The organism is Luteimonas sp. MC1750 (genome assembly GCF_016615955.1).
Taxonomy (GTDB): Bacteria; Pseudomonadota; Gammaproteobacteria; order Xanthomonadales; family Xanthomonadaceae; genus Luteimonas.
On record NZ_CP067113.1, the window covers coordinates 1,025,041 to 1,046,891 of the forward strand.

General features: G+C 71.3%; 21 protein-coding genes, 1 tRNA gene and 1 riboswitch. Of the genes, 17 read left to right on the forward strand and 5 right to left on the reverse strand.

Annotated elements, in window-relative coordinates:
* Positions 1 to 46: 46 nt before the first annotated feature.
* From ileS to ispH, 3 genes are all read left to right on the forward strand, one after another.
* A complete protein-coding gene (gene ileS / locus JGR68_RS04820; RefSeq protein ID WP_234446629.1) occupies positions 47 to 2,833 on the forward strand; it encodes an isoleucine--tRNA ligase in 2,787 nt (928 codons plus the stop codon).
* Entirely contained in the window at positions 2,824 to 3,336 is a 513-nt protein-coding gene (lspA, locus tag JGR68_RS04825) for a signal peptidase II (protein WP_199361265.1), read from the forward strand. Before ileS ends, lspA begins: the two co-directional genes overlap by 10 nt.
* A 159-nt stretch (positions 3,337 to 3,495) precedes the next feature.
* Positions 3,496 to 4,446: a 4-hydroxy-3-methylbut-2-enyl diphosphate reductase gene (gene ispH, locus JGR68_RS04830; protein WP_199361267.1), complete on the forward strand. Its 951-nt coding sequence runs from the start codon at positions 3,496 to 3,498 to the stop codon at positions 4,444 to 4,446.
* Between the two features lie 100 nt (positions 4,447 to 4,546).
* Here ispH and JGR68_RS04835 read toward each other — a convergent pair.
* Positions 4,547 to 4,622: transfer RNA gene (locus tag JGR68_RS04835), tRNA-Thr, on the reverse strand.
* 44 nt (positions 4,623 to 4,666) lie between these two features.
* The gene (locus JGR68_RS04840; RefSeq protein ID WP_234446598.1) at positions 4,667 to 6,346 is read right to left on the reverse strand and encodes a GMC family oxidoreductase; all 1,680 of its coding nucleotides are present in this window, start codon (positions 6,344 to 6,346) and stop codon (positions 4,667 to 4,669) included.
* A gap of 152 nt (positions 6,347 to 6,498) precedes the next feature.
* Between JGR68_RS04840 and radA the strand changes: the two genes are divergently transcribed.
* Positions 6,499 to 7,878: a DNA repair protein RadA gene (radA, locus tag JGR68_RS04845; protein ID WP_199361270.1), complete on the forward strand. Its 1,380-nt coding sequence runs from the start codon at positions 6,499 to 6,501 to the stop codon at positions 7,876 to 7,878.
* Between the two features lie 15 nt (positions 7,879 to 7,893).
* Here the strand turns inward: radA and ccsA are convergent, their stop codons facing one another.
* Positions 7,894 to 8,676, reverse strand: a complete 783-nt coding sequence (ccsA, locus tag JGR68_RS04850) for a cytochrome c biogenesis protein CcsA (RefSeq protein ID WP_199361272.1) — start codon at positions 8,674 to 8,676, stop codon at positions 7,894 to 7,896.
* 97 nt (positions 8,677 to 8,773) lie between these two features.
* Positions 8,774 to 8,880: riboswitch (molybdenum cofactor riboswitch) on the forward strand.
* 6 nt (positions 8,881 to 8,886) lie between these two features.
* On the opposite strand from ccsA, the gene moaA reads away from it, so the two are divergent.
* The 12 genes from moaA to rplS all read left to right on the forward strand — a co-directional run bounded on the left by moaA (position 8,887) and on the right by rplS (position 18,137).
* Entirely contained in the window at positions 8,887 to 9,867 is a 981-nt protein-coding gene (moaA, locus tag JGR68_RS04855) for a GTP 3',8-cyclase MoaA (RefSeq protein ID WP_199361274.1), read from the forward strand.
* Positions 9,864 to 10,889 carry a bifunctional molybdenum cofactor biosynthesis protein MoaC/MoaB gene (gene moaCB / locus JGR68_RS04860; protein ID WP_199361277.1) on the forward strand — a complete coding sequence of 342 codons (1,026 nt, stop codon included), beginning with the start codon at positions 9,864 to 9,866 and terminating at the stop codon, positions 10,887 to 10,889. Before moaA ends, moaCB begins: the two co-directional genes overlap by 4 nt.
* Positions 10,886 to 12,151, forward strand: a complete 1,266-nt coding sequence (glp, locus tag JGR68_RS04865) for a gephyrin-like molybdotransferase Glp (protein ID WP_234446599.1) — start codon at positions 10,886 to 10,888, stop codon at positions 12,149 to 12,151. Before moaCB ends, glp begins: the two co-directional genes overlap by 4 nt.
* The gene (locus JGR68_RS04870; RefSeq protein ID WP_199361279.1) at positions 12,148 to 12,408 is read left to right on the forward strand and encodes a MoaD/ThiS family protein; all 261 of its coding nucleotides are present in this window, start codon (positions 12,148 to 12,150) and stop codon (positions 12,406 to 12,408) included. The genes glp and JGR68_RS04870 overlap by 4 nt, the downstream gene beginning before the upstream one ends.
* A 2-nt stretch (positions 12,409 to 12,410) precedes the next feature.
* Entirely contained in the window at positions 12,411 to 12,896 is a 486-nt protein-coding gene (locus JGR68_RS04875; RefSeq protein WP_199361281.1) for a molybdenum cofactor biosynthesis protein MoaE, read from the forward strand.
* Positions 12,893 to 13,246, forward strand: coding sequence for a hypothetical protein (locus JGR68_RS14010; RefSeq protein ID WP_234446600.1), 354 nt, complete (start codon positions 12,893 to 12,895; stop codon positions 13,244 to 13,246). Before JGR68_RS04875 ends, JGR68_RS14010 begins: the two co-directional genes overlap by 4 nt.
* A gap of 346 nt (positions 13,247 to 13,592) precedes the next feature.
* A complete protein-coding gene (gene ffh / locus JGR68_RS04885; RefSeq protein ID WP_199361287.1) occupies positions 13,593 to 14,960 on the forward strand; it encodes a signal recognition particle protein in 1,368 nt (455 codons plus the stop codon).
* Between the two features lie 17 nt (positions 14,961 to 14,977).
* Positions 14,978 to 15,820 carry an aminotransferase class IV gene (locus tag JGR68_RS04890; RefSeq protein WP_199361289.1) on the forward strand — a complete coding sequence of 281 codons (843 nt, stop codon included), beginning with the start codon at positions 14,978 to 14,980 and terminating at the stop codon, positions 15,818 to 15,820.
* Between the two features lie 103 nt (positions 15,821 to 15,923).
* On the forward strand, positions 15,924 to 16,187 hold the full coding sequence (rpsP, locus tag JGR68_RS04895) for a 30S ribosomal protein S16 (protein ID WP_199361291.1): 264 nt from the start codon (positions 15,924 to 15,926) through the stop codon (positions 16,185 to 16,187).
* Positions 16,188 to 16,226: 39 nt separating this feature from the next.
* Complete coding sequence (rimM, locus tag JGR68_RS04900; protein ID WP_199361294.1) at positions 16,227 to 16,739, forward strand: ribosome maturation factor RimM; 513 nt, start codon at positions 16,227 to 16,229, stop codon at positions 16,737 to 16,739.
* A 58-nt stretch (positions 16,740 to 16,797) separates the two neighbouring features.
* Positions 16,798 to 17,583 (forward strand): tRNA (guanosine(37)-N1)-methyltransferase TrmD, encoded by a 786-nt coding sequence (trmD, locus tag JGR68_RS04905; RefSeq protein ID WP_199361656.1) that lies wholly within the window; start codon positions 16,798 to 16,800, stop codon positions 17,581 to 17,583.
* Positions 17,584 to 17,714: 131 nt separating this feature from the next.
* Positions 17,715 to 18,137, forward strand: coding sequence for a 50S ribosomal protein L19 (rplS, locus tag JGR68_RS04910; protein WP_199361297.1), 423 nt, complete (start codon positions 17,715 to 17,717; stop codon positions 18,135 to 18,137).
* A gap of 14 nt (positions 18,138 to 18,151) precedes the next feature.
* Here rplS and JGR68_RS04915 read toward each other — a convergent pair whose 3' ends face one another.
* Positions 18,152 to 19,672 (reverse strand): MATE family efflux transporter, encoded by a 1,521-nt coding sequence (locus JGR68_RS04915; protein ID WP_199361299.1) that lies wholly within the window; start codon positions 19,670 to 19,672, stop codon positions 18,152 to 18,154.
* 48 nt (positions 19,673 to 19,720) lie between these two features.
* On the opposite strand from JGR68_RS04915, the gene JGR68_RS04920 reads away from it, so the two are divergent.
* Positions 19,721 to 20,137 carry an RNA-binding S4 domain-containing protein gene (locus JGR68_RS04920; protein ID WP_199361302.1) on the forward strand — a complete coding sequence of 139 codons (417 nt, stop codon included), beginning with the start codon at positions 19,721 to 19,723 and terminating at the stop codon, positions 20,135 to 20,137.
* An 82-nt stretch (positions 20,138 to 20,219) separates the two neighbouring features.
* Here the strand turns inward: JGR68_RS04920 and JGR68_RS04925 are convergent, their stop codons facing one another.
* Positions 20,220 to 21,746 (reverse strand): catalase, encoded by a 1,527-nt coding sequence (locus tag JGR68_RS04925; protein ID WP_199361304.1) that lies wholly within the window; start codon positions 21,744 to 21,746, stop codon positions 20,220 to 20,222.
* Positions 21,747 to 21,851 lie beyond the last annotated feature (105 nt).

A 21,851-nucleotide genomic window follows, 5' to 3' on the forward strand; every position in this document is an offset into this window, starting at 1 on the left:
CCAGCGCTACAAGCCGACCATCCTCCTGCCCGAGACCGCGTTCCCGATGCGCGGCGACCTGCCCAGGCGGGAGCCGGACACGCTCGCGCGCTGGGAGGCGGACGGCCTCTACCGGCAGCTGCGCACGCACGCCGCGGGTCGGCCGCGCTTCGTGCTGCACGATGGCCCGCCCTATGCGAACGGTCCGATCCACCTCGGGCATGCGGTCAACAAGATCCTGAAGGACATCATCGTCCGCTCGAAGACGGTGGCCGGTTTCGATGCGCCCTACATCCCGGGCTGGGACTGCCACGGCCTGCCGATCGAGATCGCGATCGAGAAGAAGCACGGCCGCGTCGGTGCCAAGCTCGACGCCGCCGCGTTCCGCCAGGCCTGCCGCGAATACGCGCTGTCGCAGATCGCGCTGCAGAAGCAGGACTTCAAGCGCCTCGGCGTGCTCGGCGACTGGGACGATCCCTATCTTTCGCTCGACCCGAAGTTCGAGGCCGACGAGATGCGCGCGCTGGCCAAGGTGATCGACAACGGGCACCTGCTGCGCGGCGCCAAGCCGGTGTACTGGTGCTTCGACTGCGGCTCGGCGCTGGCCGAGGCCGAGATCGAGTACCAGGACAAGGTGTCGCCGGCGGTGGACGTGGCCTACGTGGCGCGCGACGCCGCGGCGCTGGCCCGTGCGTTCGGTGCGGTGCTGCCGGATGGCGTCGAGGTTGTGGTGCCGATCTGGACCACGACTCCATGGACGCTGCCCGCGTCGCTGGCGGTGTCGCTGGGCCCGGACATCGAGTATTCGCTCGTCGAAGGCCCCGCGCATGGCGACACGCCGCGCTGGCTGGTGCTGGCCGCGTCGCTCGCCGAGCGTGCGCTGGCGCGCTACGGCGTCGAAGGCGAGGCGGTCGTGCATGGCCATGCCAAGGGCGAAGCGCTGGAGCACATGCTGCTCGCGCATCCCTTCTATGCCGCACGCGATATCCCGCTGATCCTGGGTGGCCACGTCACCGACGACGACGGCACGGGCGCCGTGCACACGGCCCCCGGCCATGGCCAGGAGGACTTCACCGCCGCGCAGCAGTACGGCCTGGTCGAGCGCTACACGGCAGGGCAGATGAACCCGCTCGATGGCCGTGGCGTCTACCTGCCTTCGACGCCCGCGGCCAACGGCGTCGAACTGGCCGGCACGCACATCTGGAAGGCCAATGACGCGCTGGTCGAAGTGCTGCGCGCCAGCGGCGCGCTGCTGGCGTACGCCAAGCTCGAGCACAGCTATCCGCACTGCTGGCGCCACCGCACGCCGGTGGCCTTCCGCGCCACCCCGCAGTGGTTCATCTCGATGGACCAGGCCGGCCTGCGTCGCGATGCGCTGGCCGCGATCCAGGGCGTCGAGTGGTTCCCCGGCTGGGGCGAGGCGCGCATCGCCGGCATGGTCGAGGGCCGTCCGGACTGGACCATCTCGCGCCAGCGCACCTGGGGCGTGCCGATCGCGCTGTTCGTGCACCGCGAGACCGGCGAGCCGCATCCGCGCTCCAGCGAACTGATGCGCGCCGCCGCCGACCGGGTGGAGCAGGGCGGCATCGACGCCTGGTTCGACCTGGATCCCGCGGAGCTGCTGGGCGACGAGGCCGCGCACTACGACAAGGTCACCGACATCCTCGACGTCTGGTTCGACTCCGGCGTCACCCACGAATGCGTGCTGGCCGCGCGCGGCATCGGCAAGCCGGCCGACCTCTACCTGGAAGGCTCCGACCAGCACCGCGGCTGGTTCCAGTCGTCGCTCCTGACCGGTATCGCGATCGACAAGGCGGCGCCGTACCGGCAGTGCCTGACCCACGGTTTCACCGTCGACGAGCACGGCCGCAAGATGTCGAAGTCGCTCGGCAACGGCATCGAGCCGCAGGAGATCATGAAGACGCTCGGCGCCGACATCCTGCGCCTGTGGATCGCCTCGGCCGACTACAGCAACGAGATGTCGCTGTCGAAGGAGATCCTGAAGCGCAACGCCGACGCCTACCGCCGCATCCGCAACACCGCGCGCTTCCTGCTCGGCAACCTGCACGGCTTCGACCCCGCGGTGCACCTGCTGGCGGCGGACGACATGCTCGCACTCGACCGCTGGATCGTGCACCGCGCCTGGGAGCTGCAGGCGAAGATCACCGACGCCTGCGCGCGCTACGACTTCGCCGAGGTGGTGCAGCTGTTGATGAACTTCTGCAGCGTCGACCTGGGCTCGCTGTACCTCGACGTCACCAAGGACCGCCTGTACACCATGCGCGAGGACTCGCGCGGACGACGCAGCGCGCAGTCGGCGATGTACCGCATCAGCGAGGCCTTCGTGCGCTGGATCGCACCGATCCTGGCCTTCACCGCCGACGAGATGTGGGCCTACCTGCCGGGCGAGCGCGAGGACAACGTGCTGTTCGCGACCTGGTACGAGGGACTGGAGCCGCTGGCCGATGGCGCGCCACTGTCGGCGCGCGAGTTCGACGAGCTGCTGCGCCTGCGCGAGCAGGTCTCGAAGGTGCTGGAGCCGATGCGCGCCAGCGGCGAGATCGGCGCCGCGCTCGATGCCGAGATCACCCTGGCCTGCGGCGTGGCGGACCAGAACCGGCTGTCGGGCCTGGTCGACGAGCTGCGCTTCTTCTTCATCAGCGGCGACGTGGCCCTGGTCGCCGAGGACGGCGCCGAGGCGATCCGGGTGTCGGCGGTGAAGACGGACAAGCCCAAGTGCGTGCGCTGCTGGCAGCGGCGTGGCGACGTGGGTTCCGTGGCCCTGCATCCGGCGCTGTGCACGCGCTGCGCATCCAACGTCGACGGTCCGGGGGAGGATCGCCAGTGGTTCTGAAGCCCAAGCCCAATGCACTGTCCTGGCTGCTGCTCTCGCTGCTGGTCCTGGTGCTCGACCAGCTGACCAAGCAGTGGGTGCTGACGAGCCTGCCCGAGTACACCGCGATCCCGGTGATCGACGGCTTCTGGAACTGGTACCGCACCTACAACACCGGCGCGGCATTCAGCTTCCTGTCGGACGCCGGCGGCTGGCAGAAGTGGTTCTTCACCGTGCTGGCCTTCGGCATCAGCGGCCTGCTCGCGGTGTGGCTGTCGCGCACCCCCCGCGCCGACTGGCGCACCGCGCTGCCCTTCGCGCTGGTGATCGGCGGGGCCATCGGCAACGTCATCGACCGGCTGGTCCATGGCCACGTGATCGACTTCATCCAGTGGCACTGGCGCGAGCATTACTGGCCGGCCTTCAACATCGCCGACGCCGCGATCGTCGGCGGTGCCGTCGGCATCGCGCTGTTCGGCCTGCTGGCGCCGAAGCCGGAAGCCGGCCGCAGCCCGCCGATGTAGGAGCGGCCATGGCCGCGATCGCCACCCGCGCCATCGTATTGCCTAGGCCAGGCGGCGCCCGATGCCGATCGCGGCCATGGCCGCTCCTACAGGGAGGGACGGTAGGGGTCCCGCCGGCTCGTAGGGCTGGTAAAGGCGCCGCCGGGTAGAATGGGCGCCATGGACATCCTGCTCGCCAATCCCCGTGGGTTCTGCGCCGGCGTCGATCGCGCGATCGAGATCGTCAAGCGCGCGATCGAGACCCTGGGCGCACCGATCTACGTTCGCCACGAGGTCGTCCACAACCGCTACGTCGTCGACGACCTCAAGCAGCGCGGCGCGATCTTCGTCGAAGAGCTCGACGAGGTGCCGGACGGCAACACGGTCATCTTCAGCGCCCACGGGGTCTCGCAGGCCGTGCGCAGCGAAGCCGAGCGCCGCGGCCTGAAGGTCTTCGATGCCACCTGTCCGCTGGTGACCAAGGTGCACTTCGAGGTCGCGCGCCACTGCCGCGCGGGCCGCGACGTGGTGCTGATCGGCCACGCCGGGCATCCCGAAGTCGAAGGCACGATGGGCCAGTGGAACCGCGAACGCGGCCGCGGCAGCATCTACCTGGTCGAGGACGTCGCCGACGTCGAGGCGCTGCAGGTGGCCCAGCCGGAGAATTTCGCCTACACCACGCAGACCACGCTCTCGGTCGATGACACCCGCAGCGTGATCGCGGCCCTGCGCCGGCGTTTCCCGGCCATCCAGGGCCCGAAGAACGACGACATCTGCTACGCCACCCAGAACCGCCAGGACGCGGTGCGCGAGCTGGCCGCCGAGTGCGACCTGGTGCTGGTCGTCGGCTCGCCAAACAGCTCCAACTCGAACCGGCTGCGCGAGCTGGCCGAGCGCGAGGGCGTGGAGGCCTACCTGATCGACGGCGCCGACGAGATCCAGCCCGGCTGGGTGCTGGGCCGCCGCCACGTCGGCGTGACCGCGGGCGCATCGGCGCCGGACGTGCTGGTCGAGGGCGTGCTGGCGCGGCTGCGCGAGCTGGGTGCCGACGGCGTGCGCGAACTCGCAGGCGAGCCCGAGAGCATGGTGTTCGCGCTGCCCAAGGAGCTGCGGCTGCAGCTGGTGGAGTAGGGGCGCACTGACGCACGTGACCGGCCGTGTGAACCTGCGCGGCCATGAACGACAAAGGGCTGGACGGGATCCGTCCAACCCTCTGGTGTATCGCTGCAACTGGTGCCGGAAATAGGAATCGAACCTACGACCTACGCATTACGAATGCGCCGCTCTACCAACTGAGCTATTCCGGCGTGGCCGCGTATTGTAGGGGGCGCCCGGCGCCGGGGTCAAAGCATCAGAGGCCGACGATCTCCAGCCCGGTGCGCAGCCGGTCGGCGAGGCGCATCGCGAGCGCGACGATGGTGAAGGTCGGGAAGGCCCAGCCGCTGGTCGGGAAGACCGAGCTTCCGGCCACGTGCAGGTTCTCCATGCCGTGGACCCTGCAGTGCGGATCGACCACGCCATCCTCGGGCCGACTGGCCATGCGCGTGGTGCCGATGTGGTGGGCGGTCCCGACCACGGCGGGTTCCACCGACGGGTCGCGCACCCACGGCGAAGCCTCGAAACGCCCGCCGCAGCACCGCGCCGCCTCCTCGCCGAGCAGGGCCGCGCTGGTGCGGTAGGAGGCATGGTCGAGCGCTGTCAGGCGCCAGTCGACCCGCACCCTGCGCATGCCCAGCGCGTCGCGCGCCTCGCCCAGGGTGATCCGGCTGTCCGGGTTGGGCGCCTGCTCGAAGTAGGCCATCAGGTCGACCCGGCTGTAGCGGTCGACCGGCCGCTTGCGCAGCCTGCGCGCGAAGGCACCCGCGACGTCGCTCGCGTTCATGCCGACCCGCAGCGCCAGGCGGGCGCGCCGGCCGTTGCTCCTGCGCGGTGCCGGGGCCGGCATGGAGGCGCCGGCAATGCCGCTGGCCAGTGCCTGCTGCACCTCGGCATCGACCTTGTTCGCCGCCTCCAGCGCCGGTGGACGGAAGCTCGCGCGCAGTTCGCGCAGTGCCTGCAGCCCCGCGGGCGCGGCGTCGGTGACCGGGATCGGCCGCGCCCGCGCATTGAGCAGGCCCAGGCGCCGCTGCGCGCTGTCGGCGAGCCCGAGCTCCCGGTAGAGCGGGCGGCTTTCGCGCTGTCCGTCGCGATCGTACGGCCGCAGCAGCGCGGCAAGGTCGCCGCCCACCACCTGGCCGGCGACGCAGCGCGGGTGGTCCATGAAGTGGCGCCCGACCTGGTCGTGGCGGTTGCCGAGCCCGCCCGGGTGCACGCCGTCGGACGCCAGCAGCAGGCGCGCGTTCTCGATGCCGCCGGCGGCGAGCACGTAGTGCCTGGCGTGCACGGCGCCGCGGCGTCCGTCGAGCGCGCCGATGCGCGCGGCCTGCACCCGGCCGGCGTCGCGTGCGGCGGCCAGCTCCATCAGGTTGGCGTGCAGCAGCAGGGTGATGTTGCCGGACTCCTGGAACAGGGTCCGGTAGTGGGTCTGGAACAGCACCGGGCTCTCGATGCAGACCCGGTCGATGGCGTGCTCACCGCGCAGCGGAAGGGCGTGCAGGAAGCGCGCGTTGGCGAACGAACCGTCACCGATGTCGTGGCGCGCGTCGATGCCGCAGGCGTCGCGGGCGCGCCGGCACCAGGCCACGAGTTCGTCGAAATCGAGCGGCCAGCCGCTGGACGGCACCCACGGGCGGGCCTCCAGGTCGAGCCGCGTCAGGGGCACGCAGCCGCCGCCCCAGAGCCGGCAGCTGCCGCCCAGGGCGCGCAGCCGGCACAGCGCGGGGTCAAGCAGGGCAGGGCCCACCGATTCGCCGTCATTGAGCGCCTGGCTGTCCTGCTCGCTCTCCAGTCCGCCGCTTTCCAGCACGCAGACCGTGAACCGGCTCTGCGCGAAGGCCGACGCGATGGCGATCCCCGCCGGCCCGGCCCCGATGACGCAGACATGGCAGTTGAAGTCATCGGGCGTGGACGGGTCGAGGTAATCGAGGATCACGTGCCTGCGCTCCGGATGCCGCCGAACACGGCGGGGGACCCGACTGGAAACGTGAACAGGCCGACGCATCGGACACCGCGCGGGCCGCGTCTCGCGCCCCGCGACGGGCGCCGGCTATCCTTCCGGCCACTTCCCCCGAGGCATCCCGATCCATGGCCAAGGCCCGTACCGCCTACGTCTGCAACGAATGCGGCGCCGATTTCAGCAAGTGGCAGGGCCAGTGCGGGGCCTGCGGGGCCTGGGACACGCTGTCCGAGATCGTGCTCGAAAGCGCGGCCTCGGCCAAGGCGGCCGGGCCGGCGCGCCGCGGCGGCTGGGCCGGCAAGGCCGAGGCGCCGAAGGTCATGCCGCTGGCGGACGTGCGCCAGGCCGACGAGGTGCGCGTGAGCACCGGCATCGGCGAATTCGACCGCGTGCTGGGCGGCGGCCTGGTCGAGGGCGCGGTCGTGCTGGTGGGCGGCGATCCCGGCATCGGCAAGTCGACCCTGCTGCTGCAGGCGGTGGCCAGCATGTCGGCGGCGCTGCCCGGGCTGTACGTGACCGGCGAGGAGTCGCTGGCCCAGGTGGCCGGGCGCGGATACCGGCTCGGCCTGCCGCTGGACGGGGTCAATGCGCTCGCCGAAACCTGCGTCGAGCACATCCTCGGGCATGCCTCGAAGCTCAGGCCGCGGCTGATCGTCGCCGACTCGGTGCAGACGCTGTGGACCGAGACGCTGACCGCGGCCCCGGGCTCGGTCAGCCAGGTGCGCGAATCGGCCGCGCGCCTGGTGCGCTACGCCAAGGAGACCGGCACCGCGGTGTTCCTTGTCGGCCACGTGACCAAGGAGGGCGGGATCGCCGGTCCGCGCGTGCTCGAGCACATGGTCGACGCGGTGCTGTACTTCGAGGGCGACTCGGGCAGCCGCTTCCGCGTGCTGCGCGCGTTCAAGAACCGATTCGGCGCGGTCAACGAGCTGGGCGTGTTCGCGATGGGCGACAAGGGCCTGAAGGAAGTGCCCAACCCGTCGGCGATCTTCCTGTCGGGTGGCACGCGGCAGCCCGGAAGCTGCGTGATGGTGACGCGCGAGGGCACGCGGCCGCTGCTGGTCGAGGTGCAGGCCCTGGTGGATTCATCGCCACTGTCCAACCCCCGCCGGGTGGCGGTGGGCCTGGAGCAGAACCGGCTGGCGATGCTGCTGGCCGTGCTGCACCGCCATGGCGGCATCGCCACCGGCGACCAGGACGTCTTCGTCAACGTCGTCGGCGGCATCCGGGTGCAGGAGACCGCGGCCGACCTGCCGGTGCTGCTGTCGGTGCTGTCCTCGCTGCAGGATCGGCCGCTGGCCGACAAGACCATCGCCTTCGGCGAGGTCGGGTTGTCCGGCGAGATCCGCCCGGTGCCCAATGGCGAGGAGCGGCTGAAGGAGGCCGCGACGCACGGGTTCCTGCGCGCGATCGTGCCAAAGGCCAACGCCCCGAAGTCCGGCCGCTACAAGGACCTGGAGGTGGTTGGCGTCGAGCGCCTGGCCGACGCCATCGACGCCGCCGGGTGACCGGCCCAGCCAGGATCAGGCGCGCTGCAGCACCAGCTCCAGCACGAACTTGCTGCCGAAGAACGCCAGGACCAGCAGCGCCATCGCGGCCAGGGTCCAGTGCACGGCGGTACGGCCGCGCCAACCCTTGCGCCAGCGCCCCAGCAGCAGCACCCCGAACACCAGCCACGACAGCAGGCTGAGCACGGTCTTGTGCAGCAGGTGCTGCGCCAGCAGGTCGTCGACGAACAGGATGCCGGTCAGCAGGGTCGCGCTCAGCAGCACGAAGCCGGTCGCGATGGTGCGGAACAGCAGGGTCTCCAGCTCGACCAGGGGCGGCAGCGCGCGCAGCCAGTGGTGGATCTCGCGGCGGCTGAGGGCGCGCTCCTGCAGCCACAGCCCGACCGCGAGCAGCGCCGCGACCGCCAGGGTCGCGTAGGCGAGCAGGGCCATCCAGGCATGCAGCTGCAGGCGCCAGTCCAGCGGCTCCGGGGGACGATGGCCGTGCAGATGGGTTGCCACCAGCGCCGCGGAGGCGAGCGGGAACACCACCATCCCGAGCGTGGCCATGCGCCCACGCGCGCCCACCGCCGTGGTCAGCACCGCCATGCCGAGGGTCACCAGCGACAGCGCGGCGTAGAAGTGCATGTCGGCGCCGCCGATCTGGCGCCAGGCAAATACGTGCTCGGCCGCATGCATCACCAGCGCGACCGCCGCGGCCGGCAGCCAGGCGCGGCCCGCGCCGCCGCGGCGGACTTCCGCCACCAGCAGGCCGGTGGCCAGGAGATACAGCGCGACGGCGGCGAGCACGGCAATCATCCGCGCAGTTTCGCATACGGACTCTCCGGCTGAACGCGCACCGCGGTCGGCGCGCGGAGCGGCTATGCTGGCGGCAAGCGGAGCCCTGGCTCCGCGACTCCAAGCCCGGCGGCCTGTGTCCTCACGGATATGGCTCCCGGGCCGTGGCCTCCGGGCCACCGGGTCGGACTGGAAACGGACCGGCCTCCCTGTATCGGAATGGAGCACAACATGGTGGCCCTGGTCGACCGGTTCGGACGGTCGTTCCCGTATCTGCGCCTCTCGCTGACGGAGGCGTGCAACTACAGCTGCAGCTACTGCCTGCCGGACGGCTATCGCGCGGAGGGCCGCGCGCGCTTCCTCGAGCCCGACGAGATCCGGCGCCTGGTCCGCGGCTTCGCGGCGCTCGGCATGAGCAAGCTGCGCCTGACCGGTGGCGAGCCGACGTTGCGCAAGGACCTGCTGCCGATCATCTCGACGGTCGCCACCGTACCGGGCATCCGCCGCGTCGCTATCACCACCAATGGCACCCACCTGCCGCGCCATGTCCGCGCGTGGCGCGAGGCCGGCCTGACCGCGCTCAACGTCAGCCTCGACACCCTCGATGCCGGGCGGTTCCGCGAGATCACCGGCCACGACCGCTTCGCCGAGGTCACCGAAGGCGTCGAGCTGGCGCTTGGGCTCGGCTTCGACTCGGTCAAGCTCAACGCCGTCCTGCTGCGTGGCCGCAACGACGACGAGCTGCCCGCGTGGTTCGACTACCTGCGCGGGCGCGACGTCGCGATCCGCTTCATCGAGCTGATGCGCACCGGCGACAACCTCGACTTCTTCGAGCGCCACCACCTGCGCGCGGAAGCGATCGAGCAGCAGCTGCTGGCCGCCGGCTGGTCGCTGCGCCCGCGCGCGCCCGACGCCGGCCCCGCGCGCGAGTACGCCCACCCCGACTATCGCGGCCGCGTGGGCATCATCGCGCCGTACTCGAAGGACTTCTGCGCCGGCTGCAACCGCCTGCGGGTCACCGCGCGCGGCGACCTGCGCCTGTGCCTGTTCGGCGACTTCGGCATCGGCCTGCGTCCGCTGCTGCAGTCCGACGACGACTTCGACGCGCTGGTCGCGCGTATCAGCACCCAGCTCGGCCTCAAGGCCGCCGGCCACGGCCTGCACCAGGGCCAGACCGGTCTCACCCCGCACCTGGCATCCATCGGAGGATGAGCCACAGCATGGCGCACGAAAGCCCGACCCAAGACAGCCCGGCCGCCTTCCACATGGCCGACATCCGCAACAAGCGCGCGACCCGCCGGCGCGCGGTGGCCGTGGGCGAGCTGCTCGCCGGCGCGGCCGCCTTCCCGCTGATCGTCGGCCGCCGCCTGCCCAAGGGCGATGCGCTGGTGATGGCCGAAGTGGCCGGCCTGCAGGGCGCGAAGATGGCGTCCGCGCTGATGCCGCTGTGCCATCCGCTGCCGCTGGAGCTGGTACGGGTGCGCTGCGTGCCGGTGGCGGCGCGCAACGCCATCCGCGTGTACTGCGAATGCGCCACCGAGGCGCGCACCGGCGTGGAGATGGAAGCGCTGGCAGGTGCCAATGCCGCGCTGCTGACGCTCTATGACCTGACCAAGCCGGTGGAGCCGGCGCTGGCCATCGGCGGCATCCGCCTGCTGTTCAAGGAAGGCGGCAAGAGCGGCCTGTGGCTGCACCCCGAGGGCATGGACGACGACGAGCGGATGCACTACCGGCCGCGCGACATCGCGCCGCTGGCCGACGTGCCCTGCGCGGTGCTGACGCTGAGCGACCGCGCGAGCCGCGGCGAGTACAAGGACATGTCCGGGCCGGCGCTGGTCGACGGCCTGCGGAGGCTGGGCGCACGCGTGCCCGAGGCCGAGGTGCTGCCCGACGGCGTCGAACCGCTGGCCGGACGCCTGCGCGCGCTGGCCGGCGAGGGCGTGCGCATCACGCTGTGCACCGGCGGCACCGGGCTCGGCCCGAACGACGCGACGCCGGAAGCGCTGCGCGCGGTGGCCGACCGCCGCATCGACGGCCTGGCCGAGATGTTCCGCAGCGAAAGCGCGAAGCACACGCCGATGGCCTGGCTGAGCCGCGCCGAGGTGGTCCAGGTCGGGCGGATGCTGGTGTTCGCGCTGCCGGGCAGCGAGCGCGCGGCGAAGCAGGGCATGGACATCCTGGCGCCGCTGCTCGCGCACGCGCTGGCGATGGTCGATGGCGGGGGCCACGCGTGAGCGGCGCGGTCAGCCACGAGGAGGCGCTGGCGCTGATCCTGCACGAGGCCGCGCCGTTCGCGGTCGAGCACCGGAGCCTGGCCGAGGCCGCCGGCCTGGTGCTGGCGGAGGACGTGGTGGCGGGCGCCGACCTGCCGCCATTCGACAATTCCGCGATGGACGGGTTCGCGCTTCTCGCCGACGGCAGGGCGCTGCCGGCGGGTACGGAGCTCGAGGTCGCCGGCTCGCAGGTCGCCGGCGACGAGGCGTCGCACGCCGCGGGCGCCGGGGCCTGGGAAATCATGACCGGCGCGCGCATGCCCGGCGGCCTGGACAGTGTCGTGCCGGTGGAACGCGTCGAGGTGCTGGCGCGCGACGGCGACGGGCGCGCGCGCCGCATCCGGCTCACGGCCGACGTGCAGCCCGGCGACAACGTGCGCCTGCGCGGGCAGGACGTCGAGCGCGGGACGACCGTGCTCACGGCCGGCCGGGCGGTGGATGCCGCCGCGGTGATGGTGCTGGCCTCGCTGGGTGTCGACCAGGTCGCGGTGCGGCGACGGCCACGGGTGGCCGTGCTCAACACCGGGCGCGAACTGGTCGATGATCCCCGCCGGCCCCTGTCCTCGGGCGAGATCCGCAACAGCAACGGGCCCTTCCTCGCCGCGCGCGTGGACGCCGCGGGCGCGGAGCTGGTGCTGCGCGAGACGGTGACCGACGAGCCGGCGGACTTCCTCGCCGCCCTCGGGCGTGCCCTGGCGGCCGGTGCCGACGTGGTGCTCAGCACCGGCGCGGTGTCGATGGGCCGCCATGACTTCGTGCCGGATGCGCTGCGCGGCATCGGCGCCGACATCCGCTTCCACAAGGTCGACATCCGCCCCGGGCGGCCGCTGCTGTTCGCCCGCCTGGCCGGCGGCCAGCTGTATTTCGGGCTGCCCGGCAATCCGGCCTCGGCCGCGGTCGGCCTGCGCTTCTTCGCCGAGGCGGCGCTGCGGGCGTTCACCGGCCTGGCGCCCGAGCGCCCGCTGTGGATGCCGCTGGCCGCGCCCTGGCAGAAGCGCGCCGCGCTCCGCTTCCACCTGAAGGCGCGGGTCGAGCTGGCCGACGGCGTGGTGCGCGCGCGGGTGCTGCACGGGCAGGAGTCGTTCAAGGTGCAGCCGCTGATCGATGCCAATGCGTGGATCGTGGTGCCTGCAGCCACGATGGCCTTTGCGGCCGGCGACATGGTGGAGGTCTACGCACCCGGGCATGCCGAGGGCCTGAAGTTCGAGGAGGTGGCGCGATGAGGGTGGTCGTGAGCCTGTTTGGTGCGTTTCGCGAGCACGACCCCGCCGCGAGGCTGGAACTGGACCTGCCCGACGGGGCGCGCGTCGCCGACCTGCGCGAGGCGCTCGACCGCCATGGGCGCGAACACTGGCCGGCGTACCGGCCCGAGCTGCTCAAGGCCTCGGCGTTTGCGAGCGAGACCACGCTGCTGCGCGACGCCGAGCAGGTGCCCGATGGCGTGCCGATGGCGGTGCTGCCGCCGGTGAGCGGAGGCTGAGCATGGAGCGCTTCCACTGTGCGGTCAGCGACATCGCCGGCGGCCCGCTGGATCCGGCGGCGGCGATCGCCTTCGTGTCCGATCCGGGCTTCGGCGGCATGACCATGTTCGCCGGCCGCGTGCGCGACCTGAACCACGGCCGGGTCGTCACCGGTGTCAGCTACGACATGTTCGAGCCGCTGGCGCTGACCGGCTTCCGCGCCATCTGCGAGGACATGGACGCGCGCTTCGGGCCGAAGGTGAAGCTCTACGTGGCGCATGCCAGGGGACGGCTGGGGGTCGGCGACCTGGCGGTGGTGATCGCCGCCGGCACCCCGCACCGCGACGAGGCCTTCCGCGCCTGCCGCGAGCTGATCGAGCGGGTCAAGCACACCAGCCCGATCTGGAAGCAGGAGCACTACCTGGACGGCGACAGCGTGTGGAGCGAGGGCTGCTCGCTGTGCGGCGTGGACGACGCGTCGCCCGCGGCGGAGCCCGGACCGCGATGAAGGTCCAGCTGCAGGGCCAGTCGTTGCGACTGCGGATCGACGAGGACGAGCTGGCGCGTCTCCTGGATGGCGGGGTGGTGGCGAACGAGACCCGGGCCCCGGGCGCTGCATTGGGGCACTTCCTGCGCATCGTCGAGGGCGCGGCAGCGACCTTCGCCGTCGGCTCCGACGGCTGGCACATCGGCTTGCCCGATGACGACCTCCGTGGCTACGTCGCCGGTCTGCCTTCCCGGGATGCCCTGGAGTTCACGCTGGGCGGGGGCGACGCCGCTCTCGCGCTCGCCTTCGAGGTCGACGTCCGCGACAGCGTCCGCCGCCGCGGCCCGCCACCGCGCCGCCGACCCCGGTAACCCCGGTAACCCCGGTAACCCCGGCAACCGCGGCAATCGCGGAACCCGCGGAACCCCCGGAACCCCCGGAACCCCCGGAACCCGCGGAACCCCCGGAACCCCCGGAACCCCCGGAACCCCCGCACCCCCCGGACCCCCCGCACCCCCCACCCTGTAGGAGCGGCTACAGCCGCGATCGCCCTGCGTGGTCCTGCGGGCATCGTCATGGGCATGACCAGGTGCGTCCTCCCTGTCGGCGATCGCGGCTGTAGCCGCTCCTACAGGGGGGAGCCGGGGCCGGGCCGGGCGTCGGCTTACGGGCCGAAAGCTATACTTGCCGGTCCAACGCCCCACGCAGGTCCACCGCATGTTCGAGTCCCTCACCCAGCGCCTCTCCGGCACCATCGAGCGCCTGCGCGGCCGCGGCCGGCTGACCGAGGAGAACATCCGCGAGGCCACCCGCGAGGTGCGCATCGCGCTGCTCGAGGCCGACGTCGCGCTGCCCGTGGTGCAGGCCCTGATCGAGCGCATCAAGGTGCGCGCGGTTGGCCAGGAAGTGCTCAAGTCGCTGACGCCGGGCCAGGCGCTGATCAAGGTCGTGCGCGACGAGCTGACCGCGGTCATGGGTGCCGCCGCCGCGGACCTCAACCTCAACGTGCCGGCGCCGGCGGTCATCCTGATGGCCGGCCTGCAGGGCGCGGGCAAGACCACCACCGTTGGCAAGCTCGCGAAGCTGCTGAAGGAAAAGCGCAAGAAGAAGGTGATGGTGGTCAGCGCCGACGTCTACCGGCCGGCCGCCATCGCCCAGCTGGAAACGCTGGCGAAGCAGGTCGACGTGCGCTTTTTCCCGTCCGACGCCGCGCAGAAGCCGGTCGACATCGTCCGCGCCGCGATCGAGGACGCCCGCCGGTCCTTCATCGATGTGCTGCTGGTCGACACCGCCGGCCGCCTCGCGATCGACGAGGCGATGATGGCCGAGATCAAGGCGTTGCATGCCGCCGTGAACCCGGTCGAGACCCTGTTCGTGGTCGACGCCATGACCGGCCAGGACGCGGCCAACACCGCCAAGGCCTTCAGCGAGGCGCTGCCGCTGACCGGCGTGGTGCTGACCAAGACCGACGGCGACGCCCGCGGCGGCGCGGCGCTCAGCGTGCGCTACATCACTGGCCGGCCGATCAAATTCATCGGCACCGGCGAGAAGGTCGACGGGCTCGACGTCTTCCATCCCGACCGCATCGCCAGCCGCATCCTCGACATGGGCGACGTGCTGTCGCTGGTCGAACAGGTGGAAGGGCAGGTCGACAAGGAGAAGGCGCAGAAGCTCGCCGAGAAGGTTGCCAAGGGCAAGAAGTTCGACCTCAACGACATGCGCGACCAGCTCGAGCAGATGCAGGGCATGGGCGGCATCCACGGCCTGATGGACAAGCTTCCGGGCATGGGCCAGGTGCCGGACTCGGTGAAGAACCAGGTCACCGGCAAGGAAGTGCCGCGCATGGTCGCCATCATCAACTCGATGACGAAGAAGGAGCGTCGCAACCCGGCGCTGCTGAACGGTTCGCGGCGCAAGCGCATCGCCGCCGGTTCCGGCGTGACGCCGGCCGACGTCAACAAGCTGATGAAGCAGTACCAGCAGATGGAAAAGATGATGGCCAAGCTGGGCCGCGGCGGCATGAAGGGCATGATGCGCGGCCTGCAGGGGATGATGGGCGGCCGCGGCGCGATGCCGTTCCGCTGAGCGCTGGAGCCCGTCGCATGGCGGAGGATCCGGCGGTGCCCAAAGCCCTTGCCACCTCCGCGGACGATCCCGTGGAGGCCGGCCACTTCACCACCATGCAGATGCGCGCGGGCCGTGTGCAGGGGCGCGACCTGCACCTGCTGCGGCTGCGCCAGGCGTCCGGGCACCTGTGGGGGATCGGTACGGACAAGGGCAAGCTGCTGCGGGAAATCCGCGATGCCTGTCTGCGGCACGGCGACCGGACCGATCGCACGCTCCGGGTCTGCGTGCGTCCCGGCGGGTCCCGGGTGTCGTCGGACGACGACGCGGCCGTCGCTTCGCCGTTCCGGTACGACACGTCGGCACCGGGCGACGCGGTTCGTCTGCTGCGTGTCGACGTCGAGATCGAGCGGCCGCGCACCGTTCCCGCATCGCCGCTGCGCGTGCGCAGCCATCACGGCCTTCGCGCCTGCCCGGAAGTGAAACACCTTGCGCTGCAACCCCAGTTCGCGCTGCGCGCGGAGGCACAGTCCGCCGGTTACGACGATGCACTCCTGGTCGCCCCCGATGGGCGCATCGCCGAAGGCAGCTTCTGGAGCGTCGCCTTCTGGGACGGGGACACGGTGACCTGGCCCCTTGCTCCTGCGCTCCCGGGCGTGACCTGGCGGCTGCTGGAGCGTGCGCTCCACGAGGCCCGGATCCCCCAGCAGCGCGTGCCGCTGCGCCTCGACGAGCTGGCCGGGCAGCGCGCCGCCTTCGCGGTCAATTCGAGCGGAATCCGCGCCATCGCGGCGGTCGATGCCCATGTGTTTCCCGGTGATGCCGGGTTCGGCCGCGCGCTGCGGGACCTTCTGGACGCCGTTCCCTGGGACGACCTCTAGGCGCGGGACGGGGAGGCGGGGCGGGGTTTCGCGCGGCTTCGGCCTGGGCTACAATTCCCGGCTTACCTCGCCATCCTGGCGACTGGGCAACACGGAAACCACCATGGTCAAGATCCGCCTTACCCGCGGCGGCGCCAAGAAGCGCCCCTTCTACCACATCATCGTCACCGACTCGCGCAGCGCGCGCGACGGCCGCAACATCGAGCGCGTGGGCTACTACAACCCCGTCGCGCAGGGCGCCGAGCAGCGCGTCGTGCTGGACACCGCCCGCGTCGACCATTGGGTCTCGCAGGGCGCGCAGCTGACCGACAAGGTCCGCGACCTGTACAAGGAAGCGGCCAAGGCGACGGCGGCAGCCGCCGCCTGATGTCCGGGCCGCGCCTCCGCGCGCGGCCGCATCCTGCATATGGACAGCCAAGGGCGCCGCATCCTGCTGGGCAGGGTCCACGGCGCCTTTGGCGTGCGTGGTGAACTGAAGCTGGAGTCGTTCACCGACCCGGCCCGCACCATCTTCCGCTACCAGCCCTGGATCCTGCGCGACGCGCAGGGACGTGAGCGCGAGCTCGAGGGCGTGCGTGGGCGCGACGGCGCGAAGGGACTGGTGGCCACGTTCCCGGGCGTCGAAGACCGCGAGAGTGCCGACGCCCTGCGCGGCACCGAGGTCTGGGTCCCGCGCGCGGCGCTGCCGCCGCCGGCACCCGGTGAGTACTACTGGGTGGATCTCGAAGGCCTGCGCGTGGCCACCGTCGAGGGGGTCGACTTCGGCACCGTCTCGCACCTCTTTTCCACTGGCGCCAACGACGTGCTGGTGGCGCGTGGCGATCGCGAACGCATGATCCCGTTCGTGACCCCGGACTACGTGGTGTCGGTCGACTTCGAGGCCGGCCTGGTCACGGTCGACTGGGACCCGGAGTTCTAGCGTGGCGCCCGACGCCACGGAGCTGGCCGGCGCCGGCGACGCGGCCGCGCGGCCGCCGCTGCGCATCGACGTCATCAGCCTGTTCCCCGACTTCGTGGCCCAGGTCGCCGGCCACGGCGTGGTCGGTCGCGCAACCGCGCGTGGCCTGCTGTCGCTGGAAGGCTGGAACCCGCGCGACCACGCCGAAGGCAGCTACCGCCGCGTCGACGACCGCCCCTTTGGTGGCGGCCCCGGCATGGTGATGCTGCTCGACCCCCTGCGCGCGACCATTGCCGCGGCCCGGGCCGCCGATCCGGCGCCGGCACGCGTCGTGTACATGAGCCCGCAGGGGCGCCGCTTCGACCAGGCCAAGGCCCGGGAGCTGGCGGCGCTGCCGCGGCTGGTGCTGCTGTGCGGCCGCTACGAGGGCGTGGACGAGCGGCTGCTGGCGGCCGAGGTCGACGAGGAGCTCTCGATCGGCGACTACGTGCTGTCGGGCGGCGAGCTCGCGGCCGCGGTCGTGGTCGATGCCGTGGCCCGGCTGCTGCCGGGGGCGCTCAACGACGCCGAGTCCGCCGCCCAGGACAGCTTCGAAGCCCCGGCCGGCGGCGCCGGCCCGCTGCTCCTGGACTGCCCGCATTACACGCGCCCGGTCGAACATGCGCTCGGCACGGTGCCCCCGGTCCTGCTTTCGGGCAACCATGCGGCCATCGCGCGCTGGCGCCGCCAGCAGTCGCTGGTCCGGACCTGGCGGAGGCGGCCGGACCTGCTGGACCTCGACGCCCTTCCGGCCGCTGACCGCCGGCTGCTCGACGAGGGGCTGGCCGAGGCCGGTCTCCCGCGGGTCGGGCCTGGCCGGACCTAGGCCGGGCGCTGGCGCGGCCCGTCGGAATCGGGGTAGAATGCGCGGCTAGCTGTCACCACGCCAAGACGCGGGTCCACGTGCACTCGCGCTACAACAGCCCACAGGGCACTACCAACAGGCATCCAACCACCATGAACAAGCCCTCGCTCAACACCCTGCTGCAGACCTTCGAGACCGAGCAGGCCACGCGCCAGCTTCCCGTCTTCGGCCCCGGCGACACCGTCGTGGTCAACGTCAAGGTGAAGGAAGGCAACCGCGAGCGGGTCCAGGCCTACGAGGGCGTGGTCATCGCGAAGAAGAACGCCGGCCTGAACTCGTCGTTCACCGTGCGCAAGATTTCCCACGGCTTCGGCGTCGAGCGCGTGTTCCAGAGCCACAGCGCCGCGATCGACTCGGTCGAGGTCAAGCGCCGCGGCGCCGTGCGCGCCGGCAAGCTCTACTACCTGCGCGAGCTGGAAGGCCGCAAGGCGCGCATCAAGGAAGACCTGGCGGGCAACGCCAAGGCGCGCGCCAAGGCCGCCGCCGAAGCCGAAGCCGCCAAGTCGGCCGGCTGAGCAACGCCCCGGCGCTATCGCAGCGCTGATCCGGACGGCCGCCCCAGGGCGGCCGTTCGCGTTTCCTCGTCAGACGTCCGCGGGCAGGGGTCGGCCACCGGACCCGGGGGTTGCGAAGGCACCTCGGCCGGGATCGCGACCGCATCGGCCTCGTGGCCGCCGGTGCCGGCCAGCATCCGCGCCTCCCGCCAGCCTCCCCAGCGGTAGTAGGCAAGCGACATCGCCATCGCGCAGAGCGCGCTGACCGGGAAGCTCAGCCAGATCGCGTCGGCCCCCAGGCTCGGCTGCAGCAGGTTGGCGAACGGCACGCGGATGCCCCAGAGGGCCAGGCCCAGGATCAGCAGCGGCGGGATCACCGCGCCGGTCGAGCGCACCACGCCCGACACCACGAAGGTCACTCCGAAGAACAGGAAGGACCAGATCGCGATCACGTTGATGTGCTGGCCCAGCTCGATCGACGGACTGCCCGGCGGCAGGAACAGCGACAGGATCCGCGGGCCGAACAGCAGCAGCGGCGCGATCAGCGCACCGGTCAGCAGGAAATTGAACGCCACGCCGGCGCGCATGGTGCCGCCGACCCGGTCCCAGCGCCCGGCGCCAACGTTCTGCGCCGCCATCGAGGTGCAGGCCGCGCCCACCGCCATGGCCGGCATCTGTACGTAGGTCCACAGCTGCAGCGTCGCGCCATAGGCGGACGCGGTGTCCACGCCGTGCGCGTTGACCATGCTGATCATCACCAGCATCGCCAGCGAGACCAGGATCATTTGCAGCCCCATCGGCACGCCCTTGACCACCAGCGCGCGGACGATCGCGAGGTCCGGGATGTAGGCGCGGCGTTCGCTGCGCGGGATCCACAGTGGATGGCGACGCCAGCGCAGCCAGGCGAGGAGCGCCGCGAGGCTCGCGGCATTGGCCACCAGGGTGGCCGCGGCCGAGCCCGCGATGCCCATGCGCGGCAATGGGCCCAGGCCGAAGATCAGCAGCGGGTTGACGATGATGTCGATCACCACCACCAGCGCCAGGAAGAAGAAGGGCGTGCGGGTGTCGCCGGCACCCCGGAGCACCGCGCTGATGAAGGCGAACATGTAGAGGAAGGGCACCGCCAGGAAGATCACCTTCAGGTAGGCCTCGGCCAGCGGCAGCGAGGCCTCCGGCGTGCCCATCCACGCCAGCACGTGGCGCGCCAGCGGCAGGCCGGCGGCGGCGACCAGCAGCGACAGGCCGCCGAAGAAGCTGGCGCTGGTGCCGATGACCCGCCGTGCCTGCACCGCATCCTTCGCGCCGATCGCCTGGGCGACCAGGATCGTCGCCGCCATCCCGATGCCGAATACCGAGCCCAGCAGGAAGAACAGGATGTTGTTGGCGTTGGCCGTGGCGACCAGGGCCTCCTCGCCGAGGAAGCGTCCGACCCACACCGCATTCACCGAGCCGTTGAGCGACTGCAGCGCGTTGCCGGCGAGGATCGGTAGCGCGAAGACCAGCAGGGTGCGCCCGATGGCGCCGTCGGTGAGGTCACGCGTGGACGGTTTCGGCATCGGCGCATCCTGCCAGAGCGGCGTTGAAGGCGGCGCTAGAATCCGCGCATGACGCAGGACGAAACCGGCAGCACGCGCCCCGACAGCGTGCGCATCGACGTGTGGCTCTGGGCCGCGCGGTTCTTCAGGACCCGCACGCTGGCCCGGCAGGCGCTGGAGACCGGCAAGGTCGAGGTCGGCGGCCAGCGGCCGAAGGCGTCGCGCGCGGTGCGGGTGGGCGACGCGCTGCGCGTGGTGCGCGGCGAGGACGTGTTCGAGGTCGAGGTGCTGGGATTGTCGGACGACCGCGGGCCTGCGGCCGTCGCGCAGCAGCTCTATCGCGAATCGGAGGCCTCGGCCCGGGCGCGCGCCGAAGCGCTCCTTGCCCGGCGCGCGGCCCGCGACGGCTACCGCGCGCCGGAGCACCGGCCCGACAAGCGTGCCCGCCGGCTCATCCGCGCCCTGGGCGACATCGACGCCACCTGAGCCCGTCCGGACGCAGCGGGGCCGCGGCTCTGGAGGGAACCGCGGCCCTGGTCTCAGGCGGCGTGCGTCACGGCGATCGGCCTCACGCCAGCGCGGACGCCTCCTCCTGGCCCAGGCTGTTGGGCGACTGCCCGGCGGCGAACGCGCCCAGCTTGCGCAGCGCGGCCTCGACGCCGGCACCGTAGGCTGGATCGGCCTTGCTGCAGTTGTCCACGTGGCGGCGCTTGATGAAGTCGGGCGCGTCACCCATGGCGCGGGCGGTGTTGTCGAACAGCACCTGCTGCTGCGCCGGCGTCATCAGGCGGAACAGGTCGCCCGGCTGGCGGTAGTAGTCGGCGTCGTCCTCGCGGAAGTTCCACCAGTCGGCCACGCCGCCGATCTTCAGCGGCGGCTCGCGGTACTGCGGCTGCTCCTGCCACTGCTGGAAGCTGTTGGGCTCGTAGTGGGGCAGGCCGCCGTAGTTGCCGTCGACGCGGCCGATACCGTCGCGGTGGTTGCTGTGCACCGGGCAGCGCGCGGCGTTGACCGGGATCTGGTGGTAGTTCGTGCCCAGCCGGTAGCGCTGCGCGTCGGCGTAGTTGAACAGGCGCGCCTGGAGCATCTTGTCCGGCGACACGCCGATGCCCGGCACCAGGGTCCCGGGCGCGAACGCGCTCTGCTCGACGTCGGCGAAGAAGTTTTCCGGGTTGCGGTTGAGCTCGAACTCGCCGACCTCGATCAGCGGGAAATCCTTCTTCGACCACACCTTGGTCAGGTCGAAGGGATGGAACGGCACCTTCTCCGCGTCCGCTTCGGGCATGACCTGGACGTACATCGTCCACTTGGGGAAATCGCCGTTCTCGATCGCGTTGTAGAGGTCGCGCTGGTGTGTCTCGCGATCATTGCCGATGGCCTCGGCGGCCTCGGCGTCGGTCAGGTTGCGGATGCCCTGTTGGGTGCGGAAGTGGAACTTCACCCAGAAGCGCTCGCCGGCCTCGTTCCAGAAGCTGTAGGTATGCGAACCAAAGCCGTGCATGTGGCGGTAGCTGGCCGGGATGCCGCGGTCGCTCATCACGATGGTGACCTGGTGCAGGGCCTCGGGCAGCAGCGTCCACCAGTCCCAGTTGTAGGTCGCCGAGCGCAGGTTGGTGCGCGGGTCGCGCTTCACCACCTTGTTGAGGTCGGGGAACTTGCGCGGGTCGCGGATGAAGAACACGGGGGTGTTGTTGCCCACCATGTCCCAGTTGCCTTCCTCGGTGTAGAACTTCAGCGCGAAGCCGCGGATGTCGCGCTCGGCATCGGCCGCGCCGCGCTCGCCGGCGACGGTGGTGAAGCGGGCGAACATCTCGGTCGTCTTGCCCACCTGCGAGAAGATCGCGGCGCGGGTGTACCTGGTGATGTCGCGGGTGACGGTGAAGGTGCCGAAGGCGCCGGAGCCCTTGGCGTGCATCCGCCGCTCCGGGATGACTTCACGGACGAAATTGCCCAGCTTCTCGTGCAGCCAGACGTCCTGGGCCAGCAGCGGGCCGCGCGGCCCGGCGGTCAGGCTGTTCTGGTTGTCGGGCACGGGTGCGCCGAAGTCGGTGGTCAGGTGCGTGACCGGACACGTCCTGCTGTCGCTGCTGCTCATGTGCGGGGTTCCCCTTTCTGTGTGGGTGGCGGTCGGAGTCGTGCCTCGACTCTAGGACCGCCCGATAGAAAGGTGAAATCGAATGATGGAAATCGATTGATAGGC